Origin of the sequence: Salmonella sp. 741265116_PST (assembly GCF_046567715.1) — a bacterium.
Lineage (GTDB): Bacteria > Pseudomonadota > Gammaproteobacteria > Enterobacterales > Enterobacteriaceae > Salmonella > Salmonella enterica.
Genome location: NZ_JBKFPH010000019.1, coordinates 36,800 through 57,394, shown reverse-complemented (window position 1 = coordinate 57,394; position 20,595 = coordinate 36,800). Strand labels below are relative to the sequence as shown.

The window sequence follows — 20,595 nt, the reverse complement described above, 5'->3', positions numbered from 1 at the left end:
AACTGCAATGTTTAAAACACAATCCAATCAGAAGATATCGTTAAGCATCACGCCGACGCCGACACGTGTCTGATTAAAATTATAGTCGATCAGCGATTCGCCATAGCCGCTGTACACCTGGGTATAAAGCCGGACATGTTTAGTGACCGGATAGCTTAATCCAACTTCCGCGCCGCCGTAGCCTGTATTCCAGTTGTACTGGCCTTTGGCGCTTAATACCGCCTCGCCCAGGTGATAACCGATTTTAAGCTGGTAATAACCCATATATTTGGTGATGTCCGGATTATCGTCGGTACTGCCAATCACGTACCACGGTTTGACCTCTACCAGCCAGTTACCGTTTTCGGCCATCAGACGGGTATACAGACGGTTCCAGCTACGCGAGGTGGGGTCCGAACGTCCGTTAGAGTCATGGTTGTAGCCCATCTCTACGTCGCGCAGCGTCCAGCCGGCAAAGCGATAATCGGTAGCAAAACCAAGAAAAAGCTGCGGTTCGTAGTTGGTTTCGCGAAACGGCGAAGACTCTTTACTGTTGGAAAGCTGCCACCAGGATTTCTGCGTATAGGAAGCACCCAGTACCGAGTTCGGCCCCAGTATTCCGCGCCACAGCGGAAACGCCAGGCTCAACTGAAATTTCACTTCATCTTTACGTGCGTTTTCAGACCAGTTGTAGGTACTTATGGCCTCTTTGTTCAGATCGCTGGTGTTCGTGTAGATCAAGTAGTTGGTGTCATAAGGGTAAAGCGTAAAAGGGTTATCATGCTCCTGTAGCATGTTAGCGATGATACTTCCCCGTACTGCAGGCGCATCATGAACCTCTTTTATCGTAGCTTCTTGTGCATATGCCGCTAATGGCAGTAGCGTGGCTGGCAACAACCCTCTCAAAATTGCCCGCATTCTTGACGTTCTCCTGACGAAGTATTTTCAGCTTGAATCATTCTCTGCCAACCATTTTTACATATTTACACACATAGCCGTTAGTTATCCCTTCTTAAAGTAGAAAACAACAATTAAGAAGCATAATATCAACATTTAATTAACCAATAGGGTATCAGGAATCTATGTCCGCTGTACTTACCGCTGAACAAGCTCTGAAATTAGTGGGTGAAATGTTTGTCTACCACATGCCGTTTAATCGGGCGTTAGGGCTGGAGCTGGAACGCTATGAAAAAGCGTTCGCCCAACTGGCCTTTAACAACCAGCCGATGATGGTCGGCAACTGGGCGCAAAGCATTTTACACGGCGGCGTGATCGCCTCTGCGCTGGATGTCGCCGCCGGACTGGTATGCGTCGGCAGCACGCTAACTCGCCACGAAACCATCAGCGAAGATGAACTACGCCAGCGCCTGTCGCGGATGGGAACGATTGACCTGCGCGTCGATTACCTGCGTCCGGGCAGAGGCAACCGCTTTACGGCCACCAGTAGCCTGCTGCGCGCTGGGAATAAAGTGGCCGTCGCCCGCGTGGAATTACACAATGAAGATCAGCTGTACATCGCCAGCGCCACCGCTACTTATATGGTGGGATAAAAGCAGGTAAACTGTTGTTACACTTCAGATACGAGTTTTCCGGATGGACGCAAAACAAACACGGCAGGGCGTATTACTCGCTCTTGCCGCCTATTTTATTTGGGGGATCGCCCCCGCGTATTTCAAGCTGATCTATTACGTTCCCGCAGATGAGATCCTGACGCACCGCGTGATTTGGTCATTTTTCTTTATGGTGGCGCTGCTTAGCGTCAGCCGGCAGTGGCGACAGGTTAAGCGCTTACTGAAAACGCCAAAGAAGATTTTTCTGCTGGCCCTGTCCGCCGTACTGGTCGGCGGTAACTGGCTATTGTTCATTTGGGCGGTAAATAATCACCATATGCTGGAGGCCAGCCTGGGTTATTTCATTAATCCGCTGGTTAACATCTTGCTGGGGATGATTTTTCTTGGCGAACGCTTCCGTCGAATGCAGTGGCTGGCGGTGATTCTGGCGGTGTGCGGCGTGCTGGTGCAACTCTGGACCTTTGGCTCGCTGCCGATTATCGCGCTGGGGCTGGCGTTTAGTTTTGCGTTTTACGGCCTGGTGCGTAAGAAGATCGCCGTTGAAGCGCAGACGGGTATGCTGGTCGAAACGCTATGGCTGTTGCCGGTCGCGGCAATTTATCTGTTTGGCATTGCGGATAGCGCCACCAGCCATATGGGGCAAAACGCACTATCGTTGAACTTGCTGTTAATGGCGGCGGGTGTGGTCACTACGATTCCGCTGCTGTGCTTCACCGGAGCGGCTACGCGTCTGCGTCTTTCTACACTGGGCTTTTTCCAGTATATCGGCCCAACGCTGATGTTTTTACTGGCGGTGACGTTTTATGGCGAAGTGCCGGGCGCGGATAAGATGGTGACATTTGCGTTTATCTGGGTCGCGCTGGCGATTTTCGTGATGGATGCGATTTATACGCAACGGCGTAAGCATTAAATAATAAAATGGCAGCTATTATCTGGCTGCCATTTTATGTTATTTCTTTTTAGTAAATAGCAATACAATAAATAATATAATATTTGTTACTGGAAACACGCCCAACACACCAATAAACTTATTCCAACCAACAAACGTTAAATAACGGGCATGGATCTGGCAAAAGCCGAATCCCAACGCTATTCCAATCCCCCTCAAATTTAATGAAGTACAAATCGACAGTACAACGAGCAGGACAATAGCAATCACCCACCATCCAATCCAGGCTTTAATGAATTCGGCTTTAGAAAAAGGGTCTTTACCAAAATAAACTTGCCAGAAATTTTTCTCTTGCATTTTATGAAATCCATTCATTGAAATTGTTAATTACCAGATAATATATTTAATTATTATCTATTGCTGTGCAACGTAATTATCATGCCATTATTTACCATTACTGTCATTAGAAAATTCAGTGTGATATATTTACATGTGAGACCTGAAGTTGGTTATCAATATGGAAAAAATAATATGATTAGGATTATTAAAGATATTTTTCACCCTTCCCCCAAGGATACATTGAAGCGAGCAAAGTTTGTTATTTATACATTATCATCATGGATAATATTATTTACTATAATGCCTAAAAACCAATATCTTGATTTAATATTTATTATTGTCAATACCTATATCCATATTAATATTGGCGCGAAGAGAATCAGAGATTCAGGTTGCAGGGCACTTTATTTCATCGCATTGTCTATAGGTGTAAATGTCTTCTGTACAGTCAGTGTCGCACTCAATGGGGCTGATTGCGATAATATTGGTATACAACTCAATATTGCCTGGGTAATACTCACAACACTACTGCTATCTTTCATCGCTTCTTCAAAACAAGAACTCTCCTCATGATGAAGAACTTCCAACGGACTGGCGGTTAAATCGCCAGTCCGTTGATTTTACAACCAGTTCTTGCGCTTAAAGTACAGATACGGCGCAAGCCCCGCCAGAATCATAAAGATAATCGCGCCTGGATAACCAAAGCTCCACTTCAGTTCCGGCATAAACTCGAAGTTCATCCCATAGCTGGAAGCGACCAGCGTCGGCGGCAGGAACACCACGGAAACCACCGAGAAGATTTTGATAATGCGGTTCTGCTCAATGTTGATGAAACCCATCGCCGCCTGCATCAGGAAGTTCACCTTCTGGAACAGCGATTCATTGTGCGGCAGCAGAGATTCGATATCGCGCAGGATCTCACGCGCCTGCTCCAACTGTCCGCCCGGTAAGCGCGCCTTGCGCACCAGGAAGTTCAGCGCGCGTTGGGTATCCATCAGACACAGGCGTACCTTCCAGCCGATATCTTCCAGTTCCGCCAGCGTGGAGAGCGCTTCGTCGTATTCATCGCCCTGATGCCCTTCCATAATGACGCGGCTCAGTTTTTCCAGATCGCTGTAGATGTTTTCGATTTCATCCGCTAACTGTTCAATTTTGGTTTCGAACAGATCGAGCAGTAATTCATAAGCATTACCGTCGACCATCGCCTGGCTGCGGGCGCGCATACGATACAAACGGAAGGCGGGCAGTTCGCGTTCACGCAGCGTAAACAGACGGCCATCGCGAATAGTGAATGCCACCGTAGAGTTACCGGCATGATCTTCCGCATCTTCGAAGAAGAAGAAGGAGTGGATATGCAGTCCGTCTTCGTCTTCAAAGAAGCGCGCGGATGCTTCGATATCTTCCAGTTCAGGACGCGTCGCCAGACTCTGGCCCAGCTCAGATTGTACGCGCAATCGCTCGTCGTCGTCCGGTTCGACCAAATCGACCCATACGGCATCAATCAGGCTTTGTGACTCCTCGACTTCCAGCCGGGTCAGTCGGTTTTTTTCCAGTTGAAATGCGCTCAGCATGACCGGGACTCCCAATGCGTAAAAATATCGGACAGTTCAGATGGGCACACAGAAACAAATTGGGTTTCAGACCATTAAACAGCCTGACTCAACGCGACGGGAAAAAATGAAAGGTCGCTGACAACCGCTAAGGCTATCAGCAAAAAGGGATAGCCTTAGGAGTTGATCCTGGATAACAGGATAATGAGCCAGTATCTACTGGGTGTGTCCAAGGCGAATGTCCTCTTAGCGTAATCGTGGGCGCATGTTACGCCAGCAAAAATTTGCCGTCAACACGCAACGAAACGCGAAAAAGCAATAATTTCCCCTTATGCAGAAAGGTTAGCAGAGTGAGAGTATTTATCTATGATTTCAGAATATTAACATCACTATATAGCCGGATGGCGGCTTCGCCTTATCCGGCCTACAAATCAAAATGTTAGCCAGCGCGTAGGCCGGATAAGAGGTGCCATCCGGCAATATGAGAGCCGGTCAAACCGTTTCCAGCTTCGCATACGCGGCAACCAGCCATTTGATCCCTTGCCCCTGAAAAGCCACCTGCAACCGGCTATGCTCGCCGCTGCCCTCCAGGTTGACAATAGTTCCCTCGCCGAACTTCGCATGGCGCACGCGTTGGCCGAGTTTGTAGCCTGTGTCGTTTTCCGCCAGCGGCGTTCCCATTCGTTGATGGCTCACCGGACGACTGACGGTGGCGCGCAGACGGACCTCTTCCACGCACTCCTCCGGCAGTTCGCCGATGAAACGCGACGGGCGATGGTAGACCTCTTTACCGTACAGACGACGCGTTTCCGCATAGGTTAACGTTAGTTTCTGCATGGCACGGGTAACGCCGACGTAGGCCAGACGACGCTCCTCTTCCAAACGCCCGCCCTCATCCAGCGACATCTGGCTGGGGAACATGCCCTCTTCCATGCCGACAATAAACACCTGTGGAAACTCCAGCCCTTTGGCCGAGTGCAGCGTCATCAGCTGCACCGCATCCTGCCAGGTATCTGCCTGCCCCTCGCCCGCTTCCAGCGCCGCGTGAGAGAGGAAGGCCTGCAACGGCATCAAATCTTCATCTTCGTCGTTGTAGCTGAACTGCCGCGTCGCCGTCACCAGTTCCTCTAAGTTTTCGATGCGCGTCTGGCCTTTCTCGCCTTTTTCTTGCTCATACATGGTGCGCAGGCCGGAATCTTTGATCACCCGGTCAGTCTGCACATGCAGCGGCATGTCGGCAGTTTCCTGCGCCAGAGCGTCGATCAGTTCCATAAAGCGTTGTAGCGCGCTGGCCGCACGCCCGGCCAGGGCTTTTTCCTGTAACAATTCACGGCACGCCTGCCACAATGTTAGCTGGCGATCGCGCGAGGTCTGGCGCACCACGTCCAGCGTACGGTCGCCGATGCCGCGCGTTGGGGTATTCACCACGCGTTCAAAGGCGGCATCATCGTTGCGATTGGCAATCAAACGCAGATAAGAGAGCGCATCTTTGATCTCCTGGCGTTCGAAGAAGCGCATACCGCCGTAAATGCGGTACGGCATACTGGCCTGTAATAACGCTTCTTCCAGCACGCGCGACTGGGCGTTGCTGCGATAAAGGATGGCGCATTGCGCAAGCGCGCCGCCGTTGTCCTGCCAGGTTTTGATACGGTTAACCACAAAGCGCGCTTCATCCAGTTCGTTGAAAGCGCAGTACAGCGATATCGGTTCGCCGTCAACGCCGTCAGTCCACAGCTTTTTACCCAAACGCCCGTTGTTGTTTTCAATCAGAGCGTTCGCCGCGCTAAGGATGTTGCTGGTCGAGCGGTAATTCTGCTCCAGACGAATGGTCTGCGCGCCGGGGAAATCATTGAGGAAGCGCTGGATGTTCTCTACCTGGGCCCCGCGCCAGCCGTAGATCGACTGATCATCGTCGCCAACAATCATCACTTTACCGGTATCGTCCGCCAGCAGACGAACCCAGGCGTACTGAATGTTGTTGGTATCCTGGAATTCGTCCACCAGAATGTTAGTAAACCGCTCGCGATAGTGTTGCAGGATGTGCGGCTTGTTCAGCCATAGTTCATGAGCGCGCAGCAGTAGCTCGGCAAAATCCACCAGACCAGCGCGATCGCACGCTTCCTGATAGGCCTGATACACCTTCTGCCAGGTCTGCTCCACCGGGTTGCCATAGCTTTGGATATGGTGCGGGCGTAGCCCTTCGTCTTTCTGGCTATTGATGTACCACATCGCCTGACGCGGCGGCCACTGCTTCTCATCAAGATTCATCGCCTTAATCAGGCGTTTAAGCAAACGCATCTGATCTTCGCTGTCGAGAATCTGGAAATCCTGCGGCAAATTAGCGTCCATATGATGCGCGCGCAGCAGGCGGTGCGCCAGACCGTGGAACGTCCCTACCCACATTCCGCCCTGGCTGGTCCCCATCAACTGGCCAATACGATGGCGCATTTCCGCCGCCGCTTTGTTGGTAAAGGTCACCGCCATGATGGAGTATGGCGAGTTGTTTTCTACGCTCAGTAACCAGGCGATACGGTGCACCAGCACGCGGGTTTTCCCGCTTCCCGCGCCCGCCAACACCAGCATGTTGCTACGTGGCGCGGCCACCGCTTCGCGCTGTTTATCATTAAGGCTGTCGAGCAGGTAAGAAACGTCCATTGGCACCGCCGCGTAAAAACATGAAAACTAAAAACGCCCGGTGGCGCTTCGCTTACCGGGGCTACTTATCGTAGGGCGGATAAGCATAGCGCCATCCGCCAGAATAACTGGGAATTTATACAGAACTACTGGTGATTATATCAGCGAGGTGAGAGATGCCAACCGCGAAATTTCGATATGCGGCAGTAAACGGCTGTCCTGCGTCCGCATCAGGTCGGCATTTTCAGGTTTAATCCAGCAGGCCTGCATCCCACAGCGAATAGCGCCAGCCACATCGGTAGTCAGATCGTCGCCGACATGCAGGATCTCGCCGATCGGCACATGCAGTTTTTCCGCCGCCAGGAAATACATGTCGCTAAACGGCTTGGAACGTCCATCCGGGCCGGCGCGCAGTACAAACTTAAAGTAATCGCCGAGGCCAAACAGTTCCGGCTGGGCGTTGCCGTTAGTGATCGCCACCAGCGGCCATTTTTTCGCAAGCTGCTGTAACGTCTCATGGGTAGCCTGCGGAACCTCAATCTGGCTGCGCCATTTGGCAAAATGCATCATCGCCGCATTCGCGCCGGCAATGGCCTCCTGCGCCGATAATCCCGCATCCCGCATGGCCTGCTCTATCGCGCGATGGCGCCAGCGGGTAACGTCATGATAGATTTCCGGCTCCGCTTCACGCACCGCCTGCCGTATCCGCTGTAAATCGACGTTTTGAAACGAACGTAGCGACGGGTGATAATTTTGCATAAAAGCGAGCGCTTCCTGCTCAGTACGCAAAATCACCGGACGGTTATCATAAAGGGTATCATCCAGGTCAAAGGTGAGCGCGGCAATACGCCCCAAAGGCCGGTAAAAACGCATTATTTCCCCCGTTTAGCGCGCGGATGCGCCGCGTCGTACACTGAAGCAAGGTGTTGAAAATCAAGATGAGTATAAATTTGGGTGGTGGAAAGGTTGGCATGACCCAGCAGCTCTTGCACGCCGCGCAGATCGCCGCTCGATTCCAGCATATGGGTCGCGAACGAATGGCGCAGCTTATGTGGATGCACGTGGCTGTTTAGCCCCTGCTTTATGCCCCATTCGGCGAACCGTTTTTGGACATTGCGCGCGGAGATACGCTTGCCGAGCTTCGACAGGAATAACGCCTCTTCATCGCTGGAGAACAGGCCGCGCAGATCCAGCCAGTGCTCAATCCACGTCACCGCGTTACGGCCAATCGGCAGGCGTCGCTCTTTGCTGCCTTTACCCATTACCCACACTTCGCCGGTATCAAGATCGAGGTGCTTTATATCCAGGCCAACCAGTTCGGATAAACGCAGCCCCGCGCCGTACATGACCTCCAGCATCGCCCGGTCACGTACGGCGAGCGGATCGTTAAGATCGATGTCCAGCAGGCGGTTAACGTCGTCGACATCAATATTTTTCGGCAGATGACGCGGCGCTTTCGGTGCGGAGACGCCCTTCGCCGGGTTAGCTTTCAATTCGCCCTGACTGACTAACCAGTCAAAAAAGCTTCGCAATGCCGAGAGACGTAGCGCCAGACTGGCAGGGCCAAGCCCTTTGCGCCGACTGCGCACCGCAAAACTGCGCACAATCGCAGCGTCACATTGTTGCCAGCTTTTCAGCCCGGTTTCTCCGGCTAAAGCGATAATGGCATCAAGCTGACGCTGGTAATTCAGCAGGGTAATGGGGCTAAGCTGGCGCTCCACGCCTAAATAGCGCAGGAACCGCGAGACATCCTGAGAAAGCGCGACATCCGTCATACGCGTTTAATCCAGCGTTCCAGCAGTTCCGGCAGCATCAGCGCGATCTCCTGTAAAAGCTGCGTCCCCTGTCCCGGCTGATAGTGGTGCGGGTCACGGCTGCTGAAGAGAATCACCCCGAGGTCGCCATCGCTGCCCATCATCGACATGGCTACCGAGCCTACAGCCTTCGCCTCCGGCAAGACCACCAGCAGTTCCGGACCGTTTAGCGGGCCAAGATAATGCTGCGACTGTCCCAGCCGTTGAATACGCAGCGGCTCGAAGGCCTGACGGTTTAAAGCCAGATGCGTATAGCGCGATGGCGCGCCAAGACGCCACCGATCCGGGAACAAACGCAGCGTCGCGCCGGCAAGCCCCAAATCGCGCGCCCAGCGGTGAAACCGCACCAGCATCTCATCCAGACTATCCGCGGCGACCAGACGGCTTTGCAGATGCAGCAAGCGATAAAACAGGCTTTCATTGGCATGAGCCTGTTCCATCAGCAGCGTCATATTTTCTTCAAGCACATTGATGTGATTACGCGCGCGGGCCATATGCCACTCAACGAGCGAAACCGTTCCCCGCACGGGATGTGGAACACGCATCGCTTCCACGGCATGGGCGTTACGGATAAAAAACTCAGGGTGGTGGCGCAGGTAATCGACGACCGCTCGATCGTCCAGTTCCGTGAGCGTTTCCTGTAGTTCTTCCTCTGGTTGCTTCATAAATGGATAAATCCGTCGTAGATATGTGCCGCCGGACCAGTCATGTATAACGGATGACCCGGACCTTTCCAGGCGATATCCAGCCGACCGCCCGGTAATTCCACGCGTACTTCTTCAGCCAGCAGCCCCTGCTGAATCCCCACGGCAACGGCAGCGCACGCGCCGCTGCCGCACGCGCGGGTCTCCCCTGCGCCGCGTTCATAGACTCGCAGCCGGATATGCTCGCGTCTTACAACCTGCATAAAACCGATGTTGGCGCGTTCCGGAAAACGCTCATGGCTTTCCAGAACCGGCCCCAGTGTTTCAACGGCCGCCGTGTCGACGTTATCAACCTGAATGACACAGTGCGGATTGCCCATTGAAACCACGCCGCACAGTATGGTCTGTTCCGCCGCTCGCATAATATACGTCTTTTCCGCTTTGTTGGCGCGAAAAGGCACCTGCGCGGGTTCAAAGTTTGGCTCCCCCATATTCACCCGCACCAGTTCATCTTCCGTGACGCTCAGTACCATCCGGCCATTCGCGGTACTGACCCGAATATCGCGTTTATTGGTTAGCCCTTTCAGGCGAACAAATCGCGCGAAACAGCGCGCGCCATTGCCGCACTGCGAGACTTCACTGCCGTCGGCGTTGAAGATGCGGTAATGAAAGTCCAACTCAGGATCATAGGGCGGCTCAACTACCAGCAGCTGATCGAACCCTACGCCCAGGTGTCTGTCGGATAGCCGACGAATCAGTTCCGGCGAAAAAAAGACATTCTGCGTTACCGCGTCAACGACCATAAAATCGTTGCCAAGGCCATGCATTTTAGAGAATTGCATCATTCACTCCGTTCACGCGGGGACAGAAAACTATCCTCAGTAATTGACCTGGGACGGGCCATCTCCCGTTGCGCGATCGTTCTTATCGGGCATCGTGGACTGCGTTTGCGAATCGACTTTTTTCGTCGGCGGCGGCGCATTTTTATCGGCTGGCGGGAAATAAAGCGGCCCTTTCAAACCGCAGCCCGTCAGGCTGAACAGAGTCAGAAGTACAGCGAGTGTCTTAAACACGTTTTTCATTATGGATTGCCTGTAAGTTCATGCTTTCTATTTTCTATCATCGCAGGAGAAGGCGTAAAAGCAAGCGTTTGGCGGTAAACTGCAACGCCTTTTGTTCCAGGTTATACTGCCGCCATCACGAAAAAACGGGAAACGACAATGAACGACAGTGAATTTCATCGCCTGGCTGACGCCCTGTGGCTCACCATTGAAGAACACCTCGATAACTGGGACGGCGATAGCGATATCGACTGCGAAATCAACGGTGGCGTGCTGACCCTCAGCTTTGAGAACGGCAGTAAGATCATTATTAACCGTCAGGAGCCGCTGCACCAGGTGTGGCTGGCGACCAAACAGGGCGGCTATCACTTTGACCTGAAAGGCGACGAGTGGGTTTGCGATCGCAGCGGCGAAACCTTCTGGGATCTGCTGGAGCAGGCGGCGACGCAGCAGGCGGGTGAAAAGGTGAGTTTTCGTTGATTTATTTGCCGGATGCGCTTTGCTTATCCGGCTTACTGTAGGCCCGGTAAGGCGTAGCCGCCACCGGGCGAAAATCCTCAGGAGAAATACTGCTGCAATAGCGGCGCGTCATGATCCTGGTTTGCTGGCGGCACGGTGTTGATAGGCTGCGTACGGAATGGGATCACCTGCGCGCGGCCATCGGTTTTCACTATCTGGTAGAACTGCGGCAGGTTAAAGTTGATAAAGCTGGAGCCATACGTGAAGCGATCGTGCGATGACGAATAGAAGCGACTGACGTCGCGCACCAGTTCTTCCTTGCTACCTTCGCAGTGGTGATACACTTCCGCCCGGTTACTTTCATCCAGAATATAAATATTAAAGCCTTTCTCATCACCCGTTTCTTCAAAGAAGAACTGGATAATCCCTTCGCTGGCGAAGCCATCCACCACTGACGGCAATTTCACCTGGTTGGTTTCCACCTGTACCGACAGCCCGTGCAGCTTGTTATGCGAAATCGCGCCGTAGAATTCGATAGCGTTCTCCAGCTTCTGCACCGAGACATTCAAGCGTTCGAAGAATAGTCCCCACGTCTGCCCGGAAACCCGCAGCGCCTTGAATCGACCGGTCTCCTGACGGGTGCTGGAAAGACGTAGCTCGATACATTCGGAGACCAGTTGCTGCACGCGGGTGCGAATCAGACCGCGAAGATGCTGACTGTAGCAGAACACCTCCACGCTATCCGGCGGCGCAGCATCCTGGTGCATTTTCCCCAGAATCGTTTTCAGCGCTTCGATCATCGCCTGCTCGCCGTTAAAGTGCAGAGTACGCACTTCGTTCCACGAGTTGCGATATAACAAGTCGATACTGCCTATCAGACAGTTTTGCTCTTCGCCAAAGCTGAAAACGTCCAGCTTACGGAAGTCAAAATGGACCACTTTATTGCGAAACGCCGCCGTCGGGTCATATTCGAGGTTAACGATAATCGCCAGATGGCGAATTTCACAGGGGCTGTAGAGCGCTTTCGGCGTCGGAGCAGGCAAGCGCAGCGGGAAATGGTGCGAAACATCGGCGACCATCTCCTGTAACTTAGGCAGGTCGACAATACCGTTGCCCTTAATAAACAGATGCGTTCGCGACGTCAGCAGGCCGTTGAACCACGCCCACGCGACCAGCTTATTAAGATAACGGTTATATTCCAGCGGCTGATGGCTGATGATGGAATCCATGTTCGGCGCGCGGTTGTAGAGATACCAGCCTGAACGGTTGGCGCGTCCCGGCGGCACATGGATAAAGGTTAAATTCGGCTCGGACAGATCCGGCGATATCTGCGGGTTCACCAGCGTGACTTTACCCGGCAACGCTTCAAACGCCGCGTACAGCTTACGCGTCAGTACGCCGATATCCTGCGGGCTGGCACTCACGCTGAGGTTGTTGCGCCGCGCAAAGCGAATCAGATTACGATAGCTTTGCATCATGGCGTCGAGCAATTCGTTGTGGGCTTCGCGCACCTGATCGATTTTCCAGTTTGCGCGATTATCGAGCATGGTCAGACGCGCGTCGTCCCATCCCCACTCGCTGACTAACTGGCTTAACACTTCCCGACGCCAGCCTACGCAGGCACGCTCGCGACTTAATTTCTCGCACACTTTCAGGTAAAAGCAGCGGCGGACTAAATCCAGCCGCGTCGGATCTTCAATCGCCGTCAGGTATTCAGTGACCCGTTCCAGCATCATGCAGTAGGGATCGAGTCCAAACGATACGATTTCACCGTCATGCAGACGTTGTTTAATATCTTTCGCCAGCAGACGTGGGTTGGGATATTCCCATGAGTAGGCTTCCAGCAGCAGCGTTTTCAGCACCGCTTTGTACGGCGAGTCAATGCTCTTGTATAGCTGCCACAGGCTGGCGCCAAAGTACTCTTCGGCGGAGAGCGAGCTTAAGCCCCCCAGATCCAGCCATTCGTTTGGCGTTAATACGCCCTGCGCGTAGAGCGTCATGACATAGTCGTCGTAATGCTCTTCTTCGTCGCACGGCACCATACTCCACAGGATACGCTTCCCGGCCAGGCGCACAGCGGTACGATAAAACTCATCAAGCAACAGGATATGCTGCGTAGAACCACAGTCTTCCCCGCCCAGACTGCCGCTTTCGTTATGGCGGAAACGGTTCTCGTCGATCAGGAAGAAGCTCACCTCAACGCCAAGCGAGGCGGCCCAGCTTTCCAGCAGGCTACACTTACGTTGCAGCAACTGACGCTCTTCACCGTCGAGCCAGGACTGATGGCACACCCAGATATCCAGGTCGGACGAGCAGCTCTGCCCGACCGAGGAGGTGCTGCCCATGGTGTAAACGCCGGTAATCGGCAGCTCGCCCTTCGGCGGGTCCTGCGGCGTCATACCGCGGTACAGCTCAAGTTCGTTCAGATAGTGGCGTTGGGTTTCATCAGGCGTGTAGAAGCAAATACCGCTGGGAACGTTACCATCAAGGTAACCCGGCATCAGTGGATGGTGATAGTGCAATAATGTCGGCAGAAGACTGTAAACCTGCTGAAAAGCGGGTCCCATGGCAGCAAGCGCGCGATCCACACGCAGTTGATTTATGGCATCCAGTCTCTGTTTCAGAGTCTCAATATAGAGGTACAAGACGTATCGCCTGATGTTGCTACCCGTCATGGTGCAGGTCAGTACTTGACCGTCGCCATTCGGGATAAACCGTATGTCAAAAATAACCGTTACCCTTTCTCGCCTGCATATTTTTATCTAATACCGACGAAAAAATGGTCTAAAACGTGATCAATTTAACACCTTGCTCATTGACCGTAAAGAAAGATGCGCTACATACAAGTGTAGCACCGTTCGCTGCGTGTAAATTCTTAAATACGGGCTGGCGGTTTCTCGTCATTATTCACTGTCATTGACGACACTGCGCCTTATCCTCTCACTCACGGTGACCGGAAAACTAACATACTCTCTATAAGGATGTTAGGATGGTCAATGATTGATAATGACGGTAACAAGCATGTTAGACAATGTTTTAAGAATTGCCACACGCCAAAGTCCCCTTGCGCTTTGGCAGGCACATTATGTCAAAGACGCATTGATGGCAACCCATCCGGGACTGACGGTAGAACTGGTGCCGATGGTCACACGCGGCGACGTGATTCTCGATACTCCCCTGGCGAAAGTGGGCGGTAAGGGACTGTTTGTTAAAGAGCTTGAAATCGCGCTGCTGGAAAAACGCGCTGATATCGCCGTGCACTCTATGAAAGACGTTCCGGTGGCCTTCCCGGACGGTCTCGGTCTGGTGACCATTTGCGAGCGCGAAGATCCGCGCGACGCGTTTGTCTCGAATAAATATCACAGTCTGGACGATCTGCCCGCGGGTAGTATCGTCGGGACGTCCAGTTTGCGTCGCCAGTGTCAACTGGCGGAACGCCGTCCGGACCTCATTATCCGTTCGTTGCGCGGCAACGTCGGCACACGTCTCGGCAAGCTGGACAACGGCGACTATGACGCCATTATCCTGGCCGTGGCCGGTCTGAAACGCTTAGGTCTGGAGTCGCGCATTCGCACAGCCTTGCCGCCCGACGTTTCGCTTCCTGCCGTAGGCCAGGGTGCCGTCGGGATTGAGTGTCGTCTTGACGACGCGCGAACACAGGCGCTGCTCGCACCGTTGAATCACCCGCAAACCGCGCTGCGCGTAACGGCGGAACGCGCTATGAACACCCGCCTGGAAGGCGGTTGTCAGGTGCCGATTGGCAGCTATGCAGAAATCATCAACGGTGAAATTTGGTTACGCGCGCTGGTTGGCGCGCCGGACGGTTCGGTGATGGTGCGCGGCGAACGTCGTGGTTCTCCCGAGCAGGCGGAGCAAATGGGCATCTCGCTTGCAGAGGAACTGCTGGAAAACGGCGCGCGCGCGATTCTGACGGAAGTTTATAACGGCGAGACGCCCGCATGAGTATTCTGATCACCCGCCCCTCTCCCGCAGGGGAAGCGTTAGTGAGCCGTCTGCGCGCACTGGGGCAGGTGGCCTGGAGTTTTCCACTGATTGAATTTGTCGCCGGTCGGGAGCTACCCACCCTGGCCGACCGCCTGGCGACGCTCGCGGAAAACGATCTGGTTTTTGCCCTTTCACAGCACGCCGTCGCCTTTGCTCACGCCCAGCTCCTGCGGGATGGCCGAAACTGGCCTGCGTCGCCGCGCTATTTCGCGATTGGCCGCACCACGGCACTCGCCCTTCATACCGTTAGCGGGTTCGATATTCGTTATCCATTGGATCGGGAAATCAGCGAAGCCTTGCTACAATTACCTGAATTACAAAATATTGCGGGCAAACGCGCGCTGATTTTGCGTGGCAATGGCGGCCGCGAACTGCTGGGCGAAACCCTGACAGCTCGCGGAGCCGAAGTCAGTTTTTGTGAATGTTATCAACGATGTGCGAAACATTACGATGGCGCGGAAGAAGCGATGCGCTGGCATACTCGCGGCGTAACAACGCTTGTTGTTACCAGCGGCGAGATGTTGCAACGGCTCTGGTCGCTGACTCCCCAGTGGTATCGTGAGCACTGGTTACTACGCTGTCGGCTATTGGTCGTCAGTGAGCGTCTGGCGCACCTCGCCCGGGAACTGGGCTGGCAAGATATTAAGGTCGCTGATAACGCCGACAACGATGCGCTGTTGCGCGCATTACAATAACTCTCATAATGGGATGCCATAATGACGGAACAAGAAAAATCCTCCGCCGTGGTTGATGAGACCAGGGAGAGCGTGGAAACCACGCCACAGCCAGTTAATACCGAGAAAAAAAGTAAGAACGGCGCCGCGCTGGTATTAAGCGCGGTGGCGATCGCGATTGCCCTGGCGGCAGGTATTGGGCTTTATGGCTGGGGGAAACAGCAAGCAACCGCGCAAACGGAAACCAGCGATGCGCTGGCGACGCAACTGACCGCCTTGCAAAAGGCGCAGGAGAGCCAAAAAGCGGAGCTGGAAGGGATTATCAAAAAACAAGCGGCGCAGTTAGATGACGCGAATCGACAACAGGCGGCGCTGGCGAAACAGCTTGATGAAGTACAACAAAAAGTCGCCACTATTTCCGGCAGCGATGCTAAAACCTGGCTGCTGGCGCAGGCTGATTTCCTGGTGAAACTCGCCGGACGCAAGCTGTGGAGCGATCAGGACGTCACTACCGCCGCTGCGCTGCTCAAAAGCGCTGACGCCAGTCTGGCGGACATGAATGACCCCAGCCTGATTACCGCACGACGCGCGATTACTGACGATATCGCCAGCCTGTCATCCGTTGCGCAGATCGACTACGACGGCATTATTCTCAAGCTCAATCAGCTCTCTAACCAAATCGATAACCTGCGTCTGGCGGATAACGATACCGATGGTTCGCCGATGGATTCAGACAGCAGCGAGCTGTCCAGCTCGCTAAGCGAATGGCGCGTTAACCTGCAAAAAAGCTGGCAGAACTTTATGGACAGCTTTATTACCATTCGCCGCCGCGATGATACTGCCGTACCGCTGTTGGCGCCCAACCAGGACGTCTATTTACGCGAAAATATTCGCTCCCGCCTGTTAGTCGCCGCGCAGGCCGTGCCACGCCATCAGGAAGAAACATACCGTCAGGCACTGGATAACGTTTCGACCTGGGTTCGCGCTTATTACGATACTGACGACGCCGCGACAAAATCCTTCCTGGAGGAGGTCGATAAATTAAGCCAGCAAAATATCACGATGGATCTGCCGGAAACCCTGGAAAGCCAGGCGATTCTTGAAAAACTGATGCAAACCCGCGTGCGTAATCTGCTGGCGCAACCGACAGTCTCTACGGCAGCGCCTGCCACGCAGACAGACGCTCCGGCAGCCGCGCCGCAAGGAGAATAATGATGCTAAAAGTATTATTGCTCTTTGTGTTGTTGCTCGCGGGTATCGTGGTCGGCCCGATGATAGCCGGTCACCAGGGCTATGTGTTAATCCAGACCGATAACTACAACATTGAAACCAGCGTCACCGGACTGGCGATCATTCTCATCGTCGCTATGGTGGTGCTATTCGCCATTGAGTGGTTGCTACGCCGTCTGTTTCGTACCGGCGCGCACACCCGCGGTTGGTTTGCCGGCCGTAAACGCCGTCGCGCCCGCAAGCAGACCGAACAGGCACTGCTGAAGCTGGCGGAGGGCGACTATCAGCAGGTTGAAAAGCTGATGTCAAAAAATGCCGACCATGCTGAACAACCGGTGGTAAATTATCTGCTGGCGGCAGAAGCGGCGCAGCAGCGCGGTGATGAAGCGCGCGCTAATCAGCACCTTGAACGTGCGGCTGAGCTGGCGGGGAACGACACCATCCCGGTCGAGATCACGCGCGTGCGCTTACAGCTGGCGCGCAATGAAAATCACGCGGCGCGTCACGGCGTGGACAAACTGCTGGAGGTCACGCCGCGTCACCCGGAAGTTCTGCGTCTGGCGGAGCAGGCCTATATTCGCACCAGCGCATGGAGTTCTTTACTGGATATCATCCCATCCATGGCGAAAGCGCACGTCGGCGATGAAGCGCATCGCGCTATGCTCGAACAACAGGCGTGGATAGGACTCATGGATCAGGCGCGCGCCGAGCAGGGCAGCGAAGGATTACGCACCTGGTGGAAAAACCAAAGCCGTAAAACCCGCCATCAGGTGGCGCTGCAGGTCGCAATGGCCGAGCATCTGATCGAATGTGACGATCATGATATGGCGCAGCAGATTATCATTGACGGTCTGAAACGCCAGTATGACGATCGGCTGGTGCTGCCCATTCCTCGCCTCAGAACCAATAATCCGGAACAACTGGAGAAAGTGCTGCGCCAGCAAATCAAGACGGTAGGCGATCGCCCGCTGTTATGGAGCACACTCGGCCAGTCGCTAATGAAACACGGTGAATGGCAGGAGGCGACCCTGGCTTTCCGCGCCGCGCTGAAACAACGCCCGGACGCGTATGATTATGCCTGGCTTGCCGATGCGCTTGATCGACTGCATCAACCGGAAGAGGCCGCCGCCATGCGGCGCGACGGCCTGATGCTGACATTACAGAACAATCCCCCGCAGTAATTCCCTCTTGCCCGGTGGCGCTTCGCTTACCGGGCCTACCGCCTACACAAAATCATTCGGGATGCATAAAAAAACGCCTGCCCGGTTAAGGGGCAGGCGTCAAAACAGGTCTGTATGACAACATAAAGGGGTGCTTCACTCAACGTTGTGTCCAGGGTGTTTGATGAGGCGTAAGCGACATCTGTCAGTGGACGATAAGCACCGTAAACGGCTCTGCATCATTCCTGAGTTTATGAGGCCAGAAGGCGAACATAAGAGATGGAATGAGCATCTACCCGTACATTATTGCACATAACGTGCCATCTTTGCACCGCTAAAAAACAGGCGCAGGCGTTAAAAAAACGTAGAGAATTCACGCGATTGACATCCCCCCGCCGCTGGCGAGGTTTTAGCGTGTCGCCCGGCGGAGACAGAACAGGATGCTTTTTATAAAGTGATTATAAATCAATAGATTATTCGTCACCGAATAGCGACAAATGAAGCCTGGGATATCGCCAATAAACCATAATGGCAACACGTGCGGGATAAGTAGTTGAAAATGGACAGAAAACAAAAAACCCCGCCGAAGCGGGGTTCAAAATTGGTCGGCGAGAGAGGATTCGAACCTCCGACCCACTGGTCCCAAACCAGTTGCGCTACCAAGCTGCGCTACTCGCCGAAATACTGCTTTTTTGAATTTTTAGTTCAATTCATTGAGTCGTGGTGCGAGGGGGGGGACTTGAACCCCCACGTCCGTAAGGACACTAACACCTGAAGCTAGCGCGTCTACCAATTCCGCCACCTTCGCGTTTCACAACTCTATATTAATGGGGTGGCTAATGGGATTCGAACCCACGACAACTGGAATCACAATCCAGGGCTCTACCAACTGAGCTATAGCCACCACTGAAACTTTTTACGCGGTATTAAACCACCGCAGCTCAAGCACCTAAATAAATGGTACGCCCGACAGGATTCGAACCTGAGACCTCTGCCTCCGGAGGGCAGCGCTCTATCCAGCTGAGCTACGGGCGCTTAGCGCCGTTGCGGGGGTGGATAATACGGACTTCACACCCCGCTGTCCAGTGCCTTTTTAAATAAAATGCGCGTTTGGTTATGCTTTGCGCATTTTGGCGCTTATTCCCCCACCTTGTGGGCGGTTCCGTGACGATTCAGACCGAAAACTTTGTAGACCAGCGTGACGGCCAGCAGGAAGATGACGCCGACAAACAGCGACATGCGCGTATCTTCATTAAAGTACATGCCGATTAAAACGCAAATCAGAAACGCCATCGTCAAATAGTTCGCCCACGGAAACATAATGGAACGAAAAGGATGATCCGCAATCGCTTCTTTATGCGCCCGACGAAAGCGCAGTTGGCTAATCAGAATGACAAACCACGGCACCATCCCCGGCAGTACGCTGGCGCTATAAACGTAAACAAAGACGCGCTGCGGATTGGGGATGATGTAGTTCAGGCAAGAACCTACCAGCAAAATCAAAATAGAGAGCGCCACACCCGCGACCGGCACACCGTGGCGAGAGACTTTCGCGACTGCCGCCGGCAGTTGACGGTTTTTCGCCAGCGCGTAAAGCATACGCCCACAGCTATACATTCCGCTGTTACAGCCGGAGAGCGCCGCCGTCAGCACGACAAAGTTGATAATGCCCGCCGCGGCGGTGATGCCGATTTTCGCGAAGGTGAGCACAAAGGGACTGCCGTTGCTGCCAATCTCATTCCACGGGAAAATGGTGACGATCACGAAAATCGCGCCAACATAAAAAATCAGGATACGCCACAGCACTTTACCCACCGCGCTACGCAACGTCACCTGCGGATTCTTCGCTTCACCGGCGGTAATACCGATCAACTCAACCCCCTGATAAGAGGCCACCACGATACATAATGCGGTCAGAAAGCCTTTCCAGCCGCCGGCAAAAAAGCCGCCATGCTCGGTCAGATTACCAAAGCCAATCGCCTGGCTGCCGTTACCAAAGCCGAAGAAAATCACCCCCAGACCGATGATGATCATCACAATAATCGTGGTGACTTTGATCATCGCAAACCAGAATTCGATTTCACCATACAGGCGCACCGCAGCCAGATTCGCCAACGCGACCAGTCCGACGGCAATCAGCGCCGGTATCCACTGCGCCATCTCCGGAAACCAGAACTGGACGTAGACCCCAATGGCGGTAATTTCCGAGATCCCGACCGCCATCCACATAAACCAGTATGACCAGGCGGTAAGATAGCCAAAAAAAGGACTCATATACCGGTGGGCGTACACGGTAAAGGAGCCGGTAACAGGTTCCAGAAAGAGCATCTCCCCCATCGAACGCATAATGAAAAAGACGAACAATCCGGCGATGATATACGCCAGCAGCACTGACGGGCCCGCCCATTTCAGCGTACTGGCGGCGCCCATAAAGAGTCCGACGCCGATGGTGCCCCCGAGGGCAATCAATTCAATATGACGAGCTTCCAGCCCACGCTGTAGCTCCGGTTTTTTCTCTGCCATAAATCCTCATGTCGTGTTTGCAACGGTTCCGGTAGTACCGGTTATTGTTATGGGTACATCGAT

20 protein-coding genes and 4 tRNA genes are annotated in these 20,595 nt (G+C 53.6%); 8 read left to right on the top strand and 16 right to left on the bottom strand.

What is annotated here, in order from left to right; genetic code table 11:
* Positions 1-27 precede the first annotated feature (27 nt).
* On the bottom strand, positions 28-897 hold the full coding sequence (pldA, locus tag ACLD11_RS14560; RefSeq protein WP_001201692.1) for a phospholipase A: 870 nt from the start codon (positions 895-897) through the stop codon (positions 28-30).
* A gap of 164 nt (positions 898-1,061) precedes the next feature.
* Between pldA and yigI the strand changes: the two genes are divergently transcribed.
* Positions 1,062-1,529, top strand: a complete 468-nt coding sequence (yigI, locus tag ACLD11_RS14555; protein ID WP_001277136.1) for an acyl-CoA thioesterase YigI — start codon at positions 1,062-1,064, stop codon at positions 1,527-1,529.
* A 43-nt stretch (positions 1,530-1,572) separates the two neighbouring features.
* On the top strand, positions 1,573-2,460 hold the full coding sequence (gene rarD, locus ACLD11_RS14550; protein ID WP_001631499.1) for an EamA family transporter RarD: 888 nt from the start codon (positions 1,573-1,575) through the stop codon (positions 2,458-2,460).
* A gap of 39 nt (positions 2,461-2,499) precedes the next feature.
* On the opposite strand, the gene ACLD11_RS14545 is transcribed toward rarD, so the two are convergent.
* On the bottom strand, positions 2,500-2,796 hold the full coding sequence (locus ACLD11_RS14545; RefSeq protein ID WP_001156607.1) for a hypothetical protein: 297 nt from the start codon (positions 2,794-2,796) through the stop codon (positions 2,500-2,502).
* Positions 2,797-2,970: 174 nt separating this feature from the next.
* On the opposite strand from ACLD11_RS14545, the gene ACLD11_RS14540 reads away from it, so the two are divergent.
* Complete coding sequence (locus tag ACLD11_RS14540; RefSeq protein ID WP_023139942.1) at positions 2,971-3,351, top strand: hypothetical protein; 381 nt, start codon at positions 2,971-2,973, stop codon at positions 3,349-3,351.
* 47 nt (positions 3,352-3,398) lie between these two features.
* Here ACLD11_RS14540 and corA read toward each other — a convergent pair whose 3' ends face one another.
* The 8 genes from corA to lptM form a co-directional block, all read right to left on the bottom strand.
* Positions 3,399-4,349 carry a magnesium/cobalt transporter CorA gene (corA, locus tag ACLD11_RS14535; RefSeq protein ID WP_000947139.1) on the bottom strand — a complete coding sequence of 317 codons (951 nt, stop codon included), beginning with the start codon at positions 4,347-4,349 and terminating at the stop codon, positions 3,399-3,401.
* 155 nt (positions 4,350-4,504) lie between these two features.
* Positions 4,505-4,561, bottom strand: coding sequence for a YsgD/CorL family protein (gene ysgD / locus ACLD11_RS14530; RefSeq protein WP_213083418.1), 57 nt, complete (start codon positions 4,559-4,561; stop codon positions 4,505-4,507).
* 259 nt (positions 4,562-4,820) lie between these two features.
* Positions 4,821-6,983, bottom strand: a complete 2,163-nt coding sequence (uvrD, locus tag ACLD11_RS14525) for a DNA helicase II (protein WP_411015046.1) — start codon at positions 6,981-6,983, stop codon at positions 4,821-4,823.
* A 135-nt stretch (positions 6,984-7,118) separates the two neighbouring features.
* Positions 7,119-7,835 (bottom strand): 5-amino-6-(5-phospho-D-ribitylamino)uracil phosphatase YigB, encoded by a 717-nt coding sequence (yigB, locus tag ACLD11_RS14520; RefSeq protein ID WP_001213560.1) that lies wholly within the window; start codon positions 7,833-7,835, stop codon positions 7,119-7,121.
* Positions 7,835-8,737 (bottom strand): tyrosine recombinase XerC, encoded by a 903-nt coding sequence (xerC, locus tag ACLD11_RS14515; protein WP_411015045.1) that lies wholly within the window; start codon positions 8,735-8,737, stop codon positions 7,835-7,837. The genes yigB and xerC overlap by 1 nt, the downstream gene beginning before the upstream one ends.
* Positions 8,734-9,441, bottom strand: a complete 708-nt coding sequence (locus ACLD11_RS14510; protein WP_000812763.1) for a DUF484 domain-containing protein — start codon at positions 9,439-9,441, stop codon at positions 8,734-8,736. The genes xerC and ACLD11_RS14510 overlap by 4 nt, the downstream gene beginning before the upstream one ends.
* Entirely contained in the window at positions 9,438-10,262 is an 825-nt protein-coding gene (dapF, locus tag ACLD11_RS14505) for a diaminopimelate epimerase (protein WP_001160671.1), read from the bottom strand. The genes ACLD11_RS14510 and dapF overlap by 4 nt, the downstream gene beginning before the upstream one ends.
* Before the next feature lie 36 nt (positions 10,263-10,298).
* Complete coding sequence (lptM, locus tag ACLD11_RS14500) at positions 10,299-10,502, bottom strand: LPS translocon maturation chaperone LptM (RefSeq protein WP_000799903.1); 204 nt, start codon at positions 10,500-10,502, stop codon at positions 10,299-10,301.
* A gap of 138 nt (positions 10,503-10,640) precedes the next feature.
* Here lptM and cyaY point away from each other — a divergent pair, with 138 nt between their 5' ends.
* Positions 10,641-10,961 carry an iron donor protein CyaY gene (gene cyaY, locus ACLD11_RS14495; protein WP_076727615.1) on the top strand — a complete coding sequence of 107 codons (321 nt, stop codon included), beginning with the start codon at positions 10,641-10,643 and terminating at the stop codon, positions 10,959-10,961.
* Between the two features lie 77 nt (positions 10,962-11,038).
* On the opposite strand, the gene cyaA is transcribed toward cyaY, so the two are convergent.
* Positions 11,039-13,585 (bottom strand): class I adenylate cyclase, encoded by a 2,547-nt coding sequence (gene cyaA, locus ACLD11_RS14490; RefSeq protein WP_000281718.1) that lies wholly within the window; start codon positions 13,583-13,585, stop codon positions 11,039-11,041.
* 376 nt (positions 13,586-13,961) lie between these two features.
* On the opposite strand from cyaA, the gene hemC reads away from it, so the two are divergent.
* The 4 genes from hemC to hemY are packed head-to-tail and all read left to right on the top strand — an operon-like array spanning position 13,962 to position 18,030.
* Complete coding sequence (gene hemC / locus ACLD11_RS14485; RefSeq protein WP_411012040.1) at positions 13,962-14,903, top strand: hydroxymethylbilane synthase; 942 nt, start codon at positions 13,962-13,964, stop codon at positions 14,901-14,903.
* Positions 14,900-15,640 carry a uroporphyrinogen-III synthase gene (hemD, locus tag ACLD11_RS14480; protein ID WP_411015044.1) on the top strand — a complete coding sequence of 247 codons (741 nt, stop codon included), beginning with the start codon at positions 14,900-14,902 and terminating at the stop codon, positions 15,638-15,640. Before hemC ends, hemD begins: the two co-directional genes overlap by 4 nt.
* A 21-nt stretch (positions 15,641-15,661) precedes the next feature.
* Positions 15,662-16,831, top strand: a complete 1,170-nt coding sequence (gene hemX, locus ACLD11_RS14475; protein WP_411015043.1) for a uroporphyrinogen-III C-methyltransferase — start codon at positions 15,662-15,664, stop codon at positions 16,829-16,831.
* A gap of 2 nt (positions 16,832-16,833) precedes the next feature.
* Positions 16,834-18,030, top strand: a complete 1,197-nt coding sequence (gene hemY / locus ACLD11_RS14470) for a protoheme IX biogenesis protein HemY (RefSeq protein WP_001546072.1) — start codon at positions 16,834-16,836, stop codon at positions 18,028-18,030.
* A gap of 581 nt (positions 18,031-18,611) precedes the next feature.
* Here hemY and ACLD11_RS14465 read toward each other — a convergent pair.
* From ACLD11_RS14465 to thrP, 5 genes are all read right to left on the bottom strand, one after another.
* Positions 18,612-18,688: transfer RNA gene (locus tag ACLD11_RS14465), tRNA-Pro, on the bottom strand.
* 42 nt (positions 18,689-18,730) lie between these two features.
* Positions 18,731-18,817, bottom strand: a tRNA-Leu gene (locus ACLD11_RS14460).
* 20 nt (positions 18,818-18,837) lie between these two features.
* A tRNA-His gene (locus tag ACLD11_RS14455) sits at positions 18,838-18,913 on the bottom strand.
* A gap of 54 nt (positions 18,914-18,967) precedes the next feature.
* Positions 18,968-19,044, bottom strand: a tRNA-Arg gene (locus tag ACLD11_RS14450).
* Positions 19,045-19,146: 102 nt separating this feature from the next.
* Positions 19,147-20,532, bottom strand: coding sequence for a bifunctional threonine/serine APC transporter ThrP (gene thrP / locus ACLD11_RS14445; RefSeq protein WP_411015042.1), 1,386 nt, complete (start codon positions 20,530-20,532; stop codon positions 19,147-19,149).
* Between the last annotated feature and the right edge of the window lie 63 nt (positions 20,533-20,595).

Coding starts and splice junctions, on each gene's coding strand:
- pldA (WP_001201692.1), bottom strand. CDS start 897: ATGCGGGCAATTTTGAGAGGGTTGTTGCCAGCCACGCTACTGCCATTA.
- yigI (WP_001277136.1), top strand. CDS start 1,062: ATGTCCGCTGTACTTACCGCTGAACAAGCTCTGAAATTAGTGGGTGAA.
- rarD (WP_001631499.1), top strand. CDS start 1,573: ATGGACGCAAAACAAACACGGCAGGGCGTATTACTCGCTCTTGCCGCC.
- ACLD11_RS14545 (WP_001156607.1), bottom strand. CDS start 2,796: ATGCAAGAGAAAAATTTCTGGCAAGTTTATTTTGGTAAAGACCCTTTT.
- ACLD11_RS14540 (WP_023139942.1), top strand. CDS start 2,971: ATGATTAGGATTATTAAAGATATTTTTCACCCTTCCCCCAAGGATACA.
- corA (WP_000947139.1), bottom strand. CDS start 4,349: ATGCTGAGCGCATTTCAACTGGAAAAAAACCGACTGACCCGGCTGGAA.
- uvrD (WP_411015046.1), bottom strand. CDS start 6,983: ATGGACGTTTCTTACCTGCTCGACAGCCTTAATGATAAACAGCGCGAA.
- yigB (WP_001213560.1), bottom strand. CDS start 7,835: ATGCGTTTTTACCGGCCTTTGGGGCGTATTGCCGCGCTCACCTTTGAC.
- xerC (WP_411015045.1), bottom strand. CDS start 8,737: ATGACGGATGTCGCGCTTTCTCAGGATGTCTCGCGGTTCCTGCGCTAT.
- ACLD11_RS14510 (WP_000812763.1), bottom strand. CDS start 9,441: ATGAAGCAACCAGAGGAAGAACTACAGGAAACGCTCACGGAACTGGAC.
- dapF (WP_001160671.1), bottom strand. CDS start 10,262: ATGCAATTCTCTAAAATGCATGGCCTTGGCAACGATTTTATGGTCGTT.
- lptM (WP_000799903.1), bottom strand. CDS start 10,502: ATGAAAAACGTGTTTAAGACACTCGCTGTACTTCTGACTCTGTTCAGC.
- cyaY (WP_076727615.1), top strand. CDS start 10,641: ATGAACGACAGTGAATTTCATCGCCTGGCTGACGCCCTGTGGCTCACC.
- hemC (WP_411012040.1), top strand. CDS start 13,962: ATGTTAGACAATGTTTTAAGAATTGCCACACGCCAAAGTCCCCTTGCG.
- hemD (WP_411015044.1), top strand. CDS start 14,900: ATGAGTATTCTGATCACCCGCCCCTCTCCCGCAGGGGAAGCGTTAGTG.
- hemX (WP_411015043.1), top strand. CDS start 15,662: ATGACGGAACAAGAAAAATCCTCCGCCGTGGTTGATGAGACCAGGGAG.
- hemY (WP_001546072.1), top strand. CDS start 16,834: ATGCTAAAAGTATTATTGCTCTTTGTGTTGTTGCTCGCGGGTATCGTG.
- thrP (WP_411015042.1), bottom strand. CDS start 20,532: ATGGCAGAGAAAAAACCGGAGCTACAGCGTGGGCTGGAAGCTCGTCAT.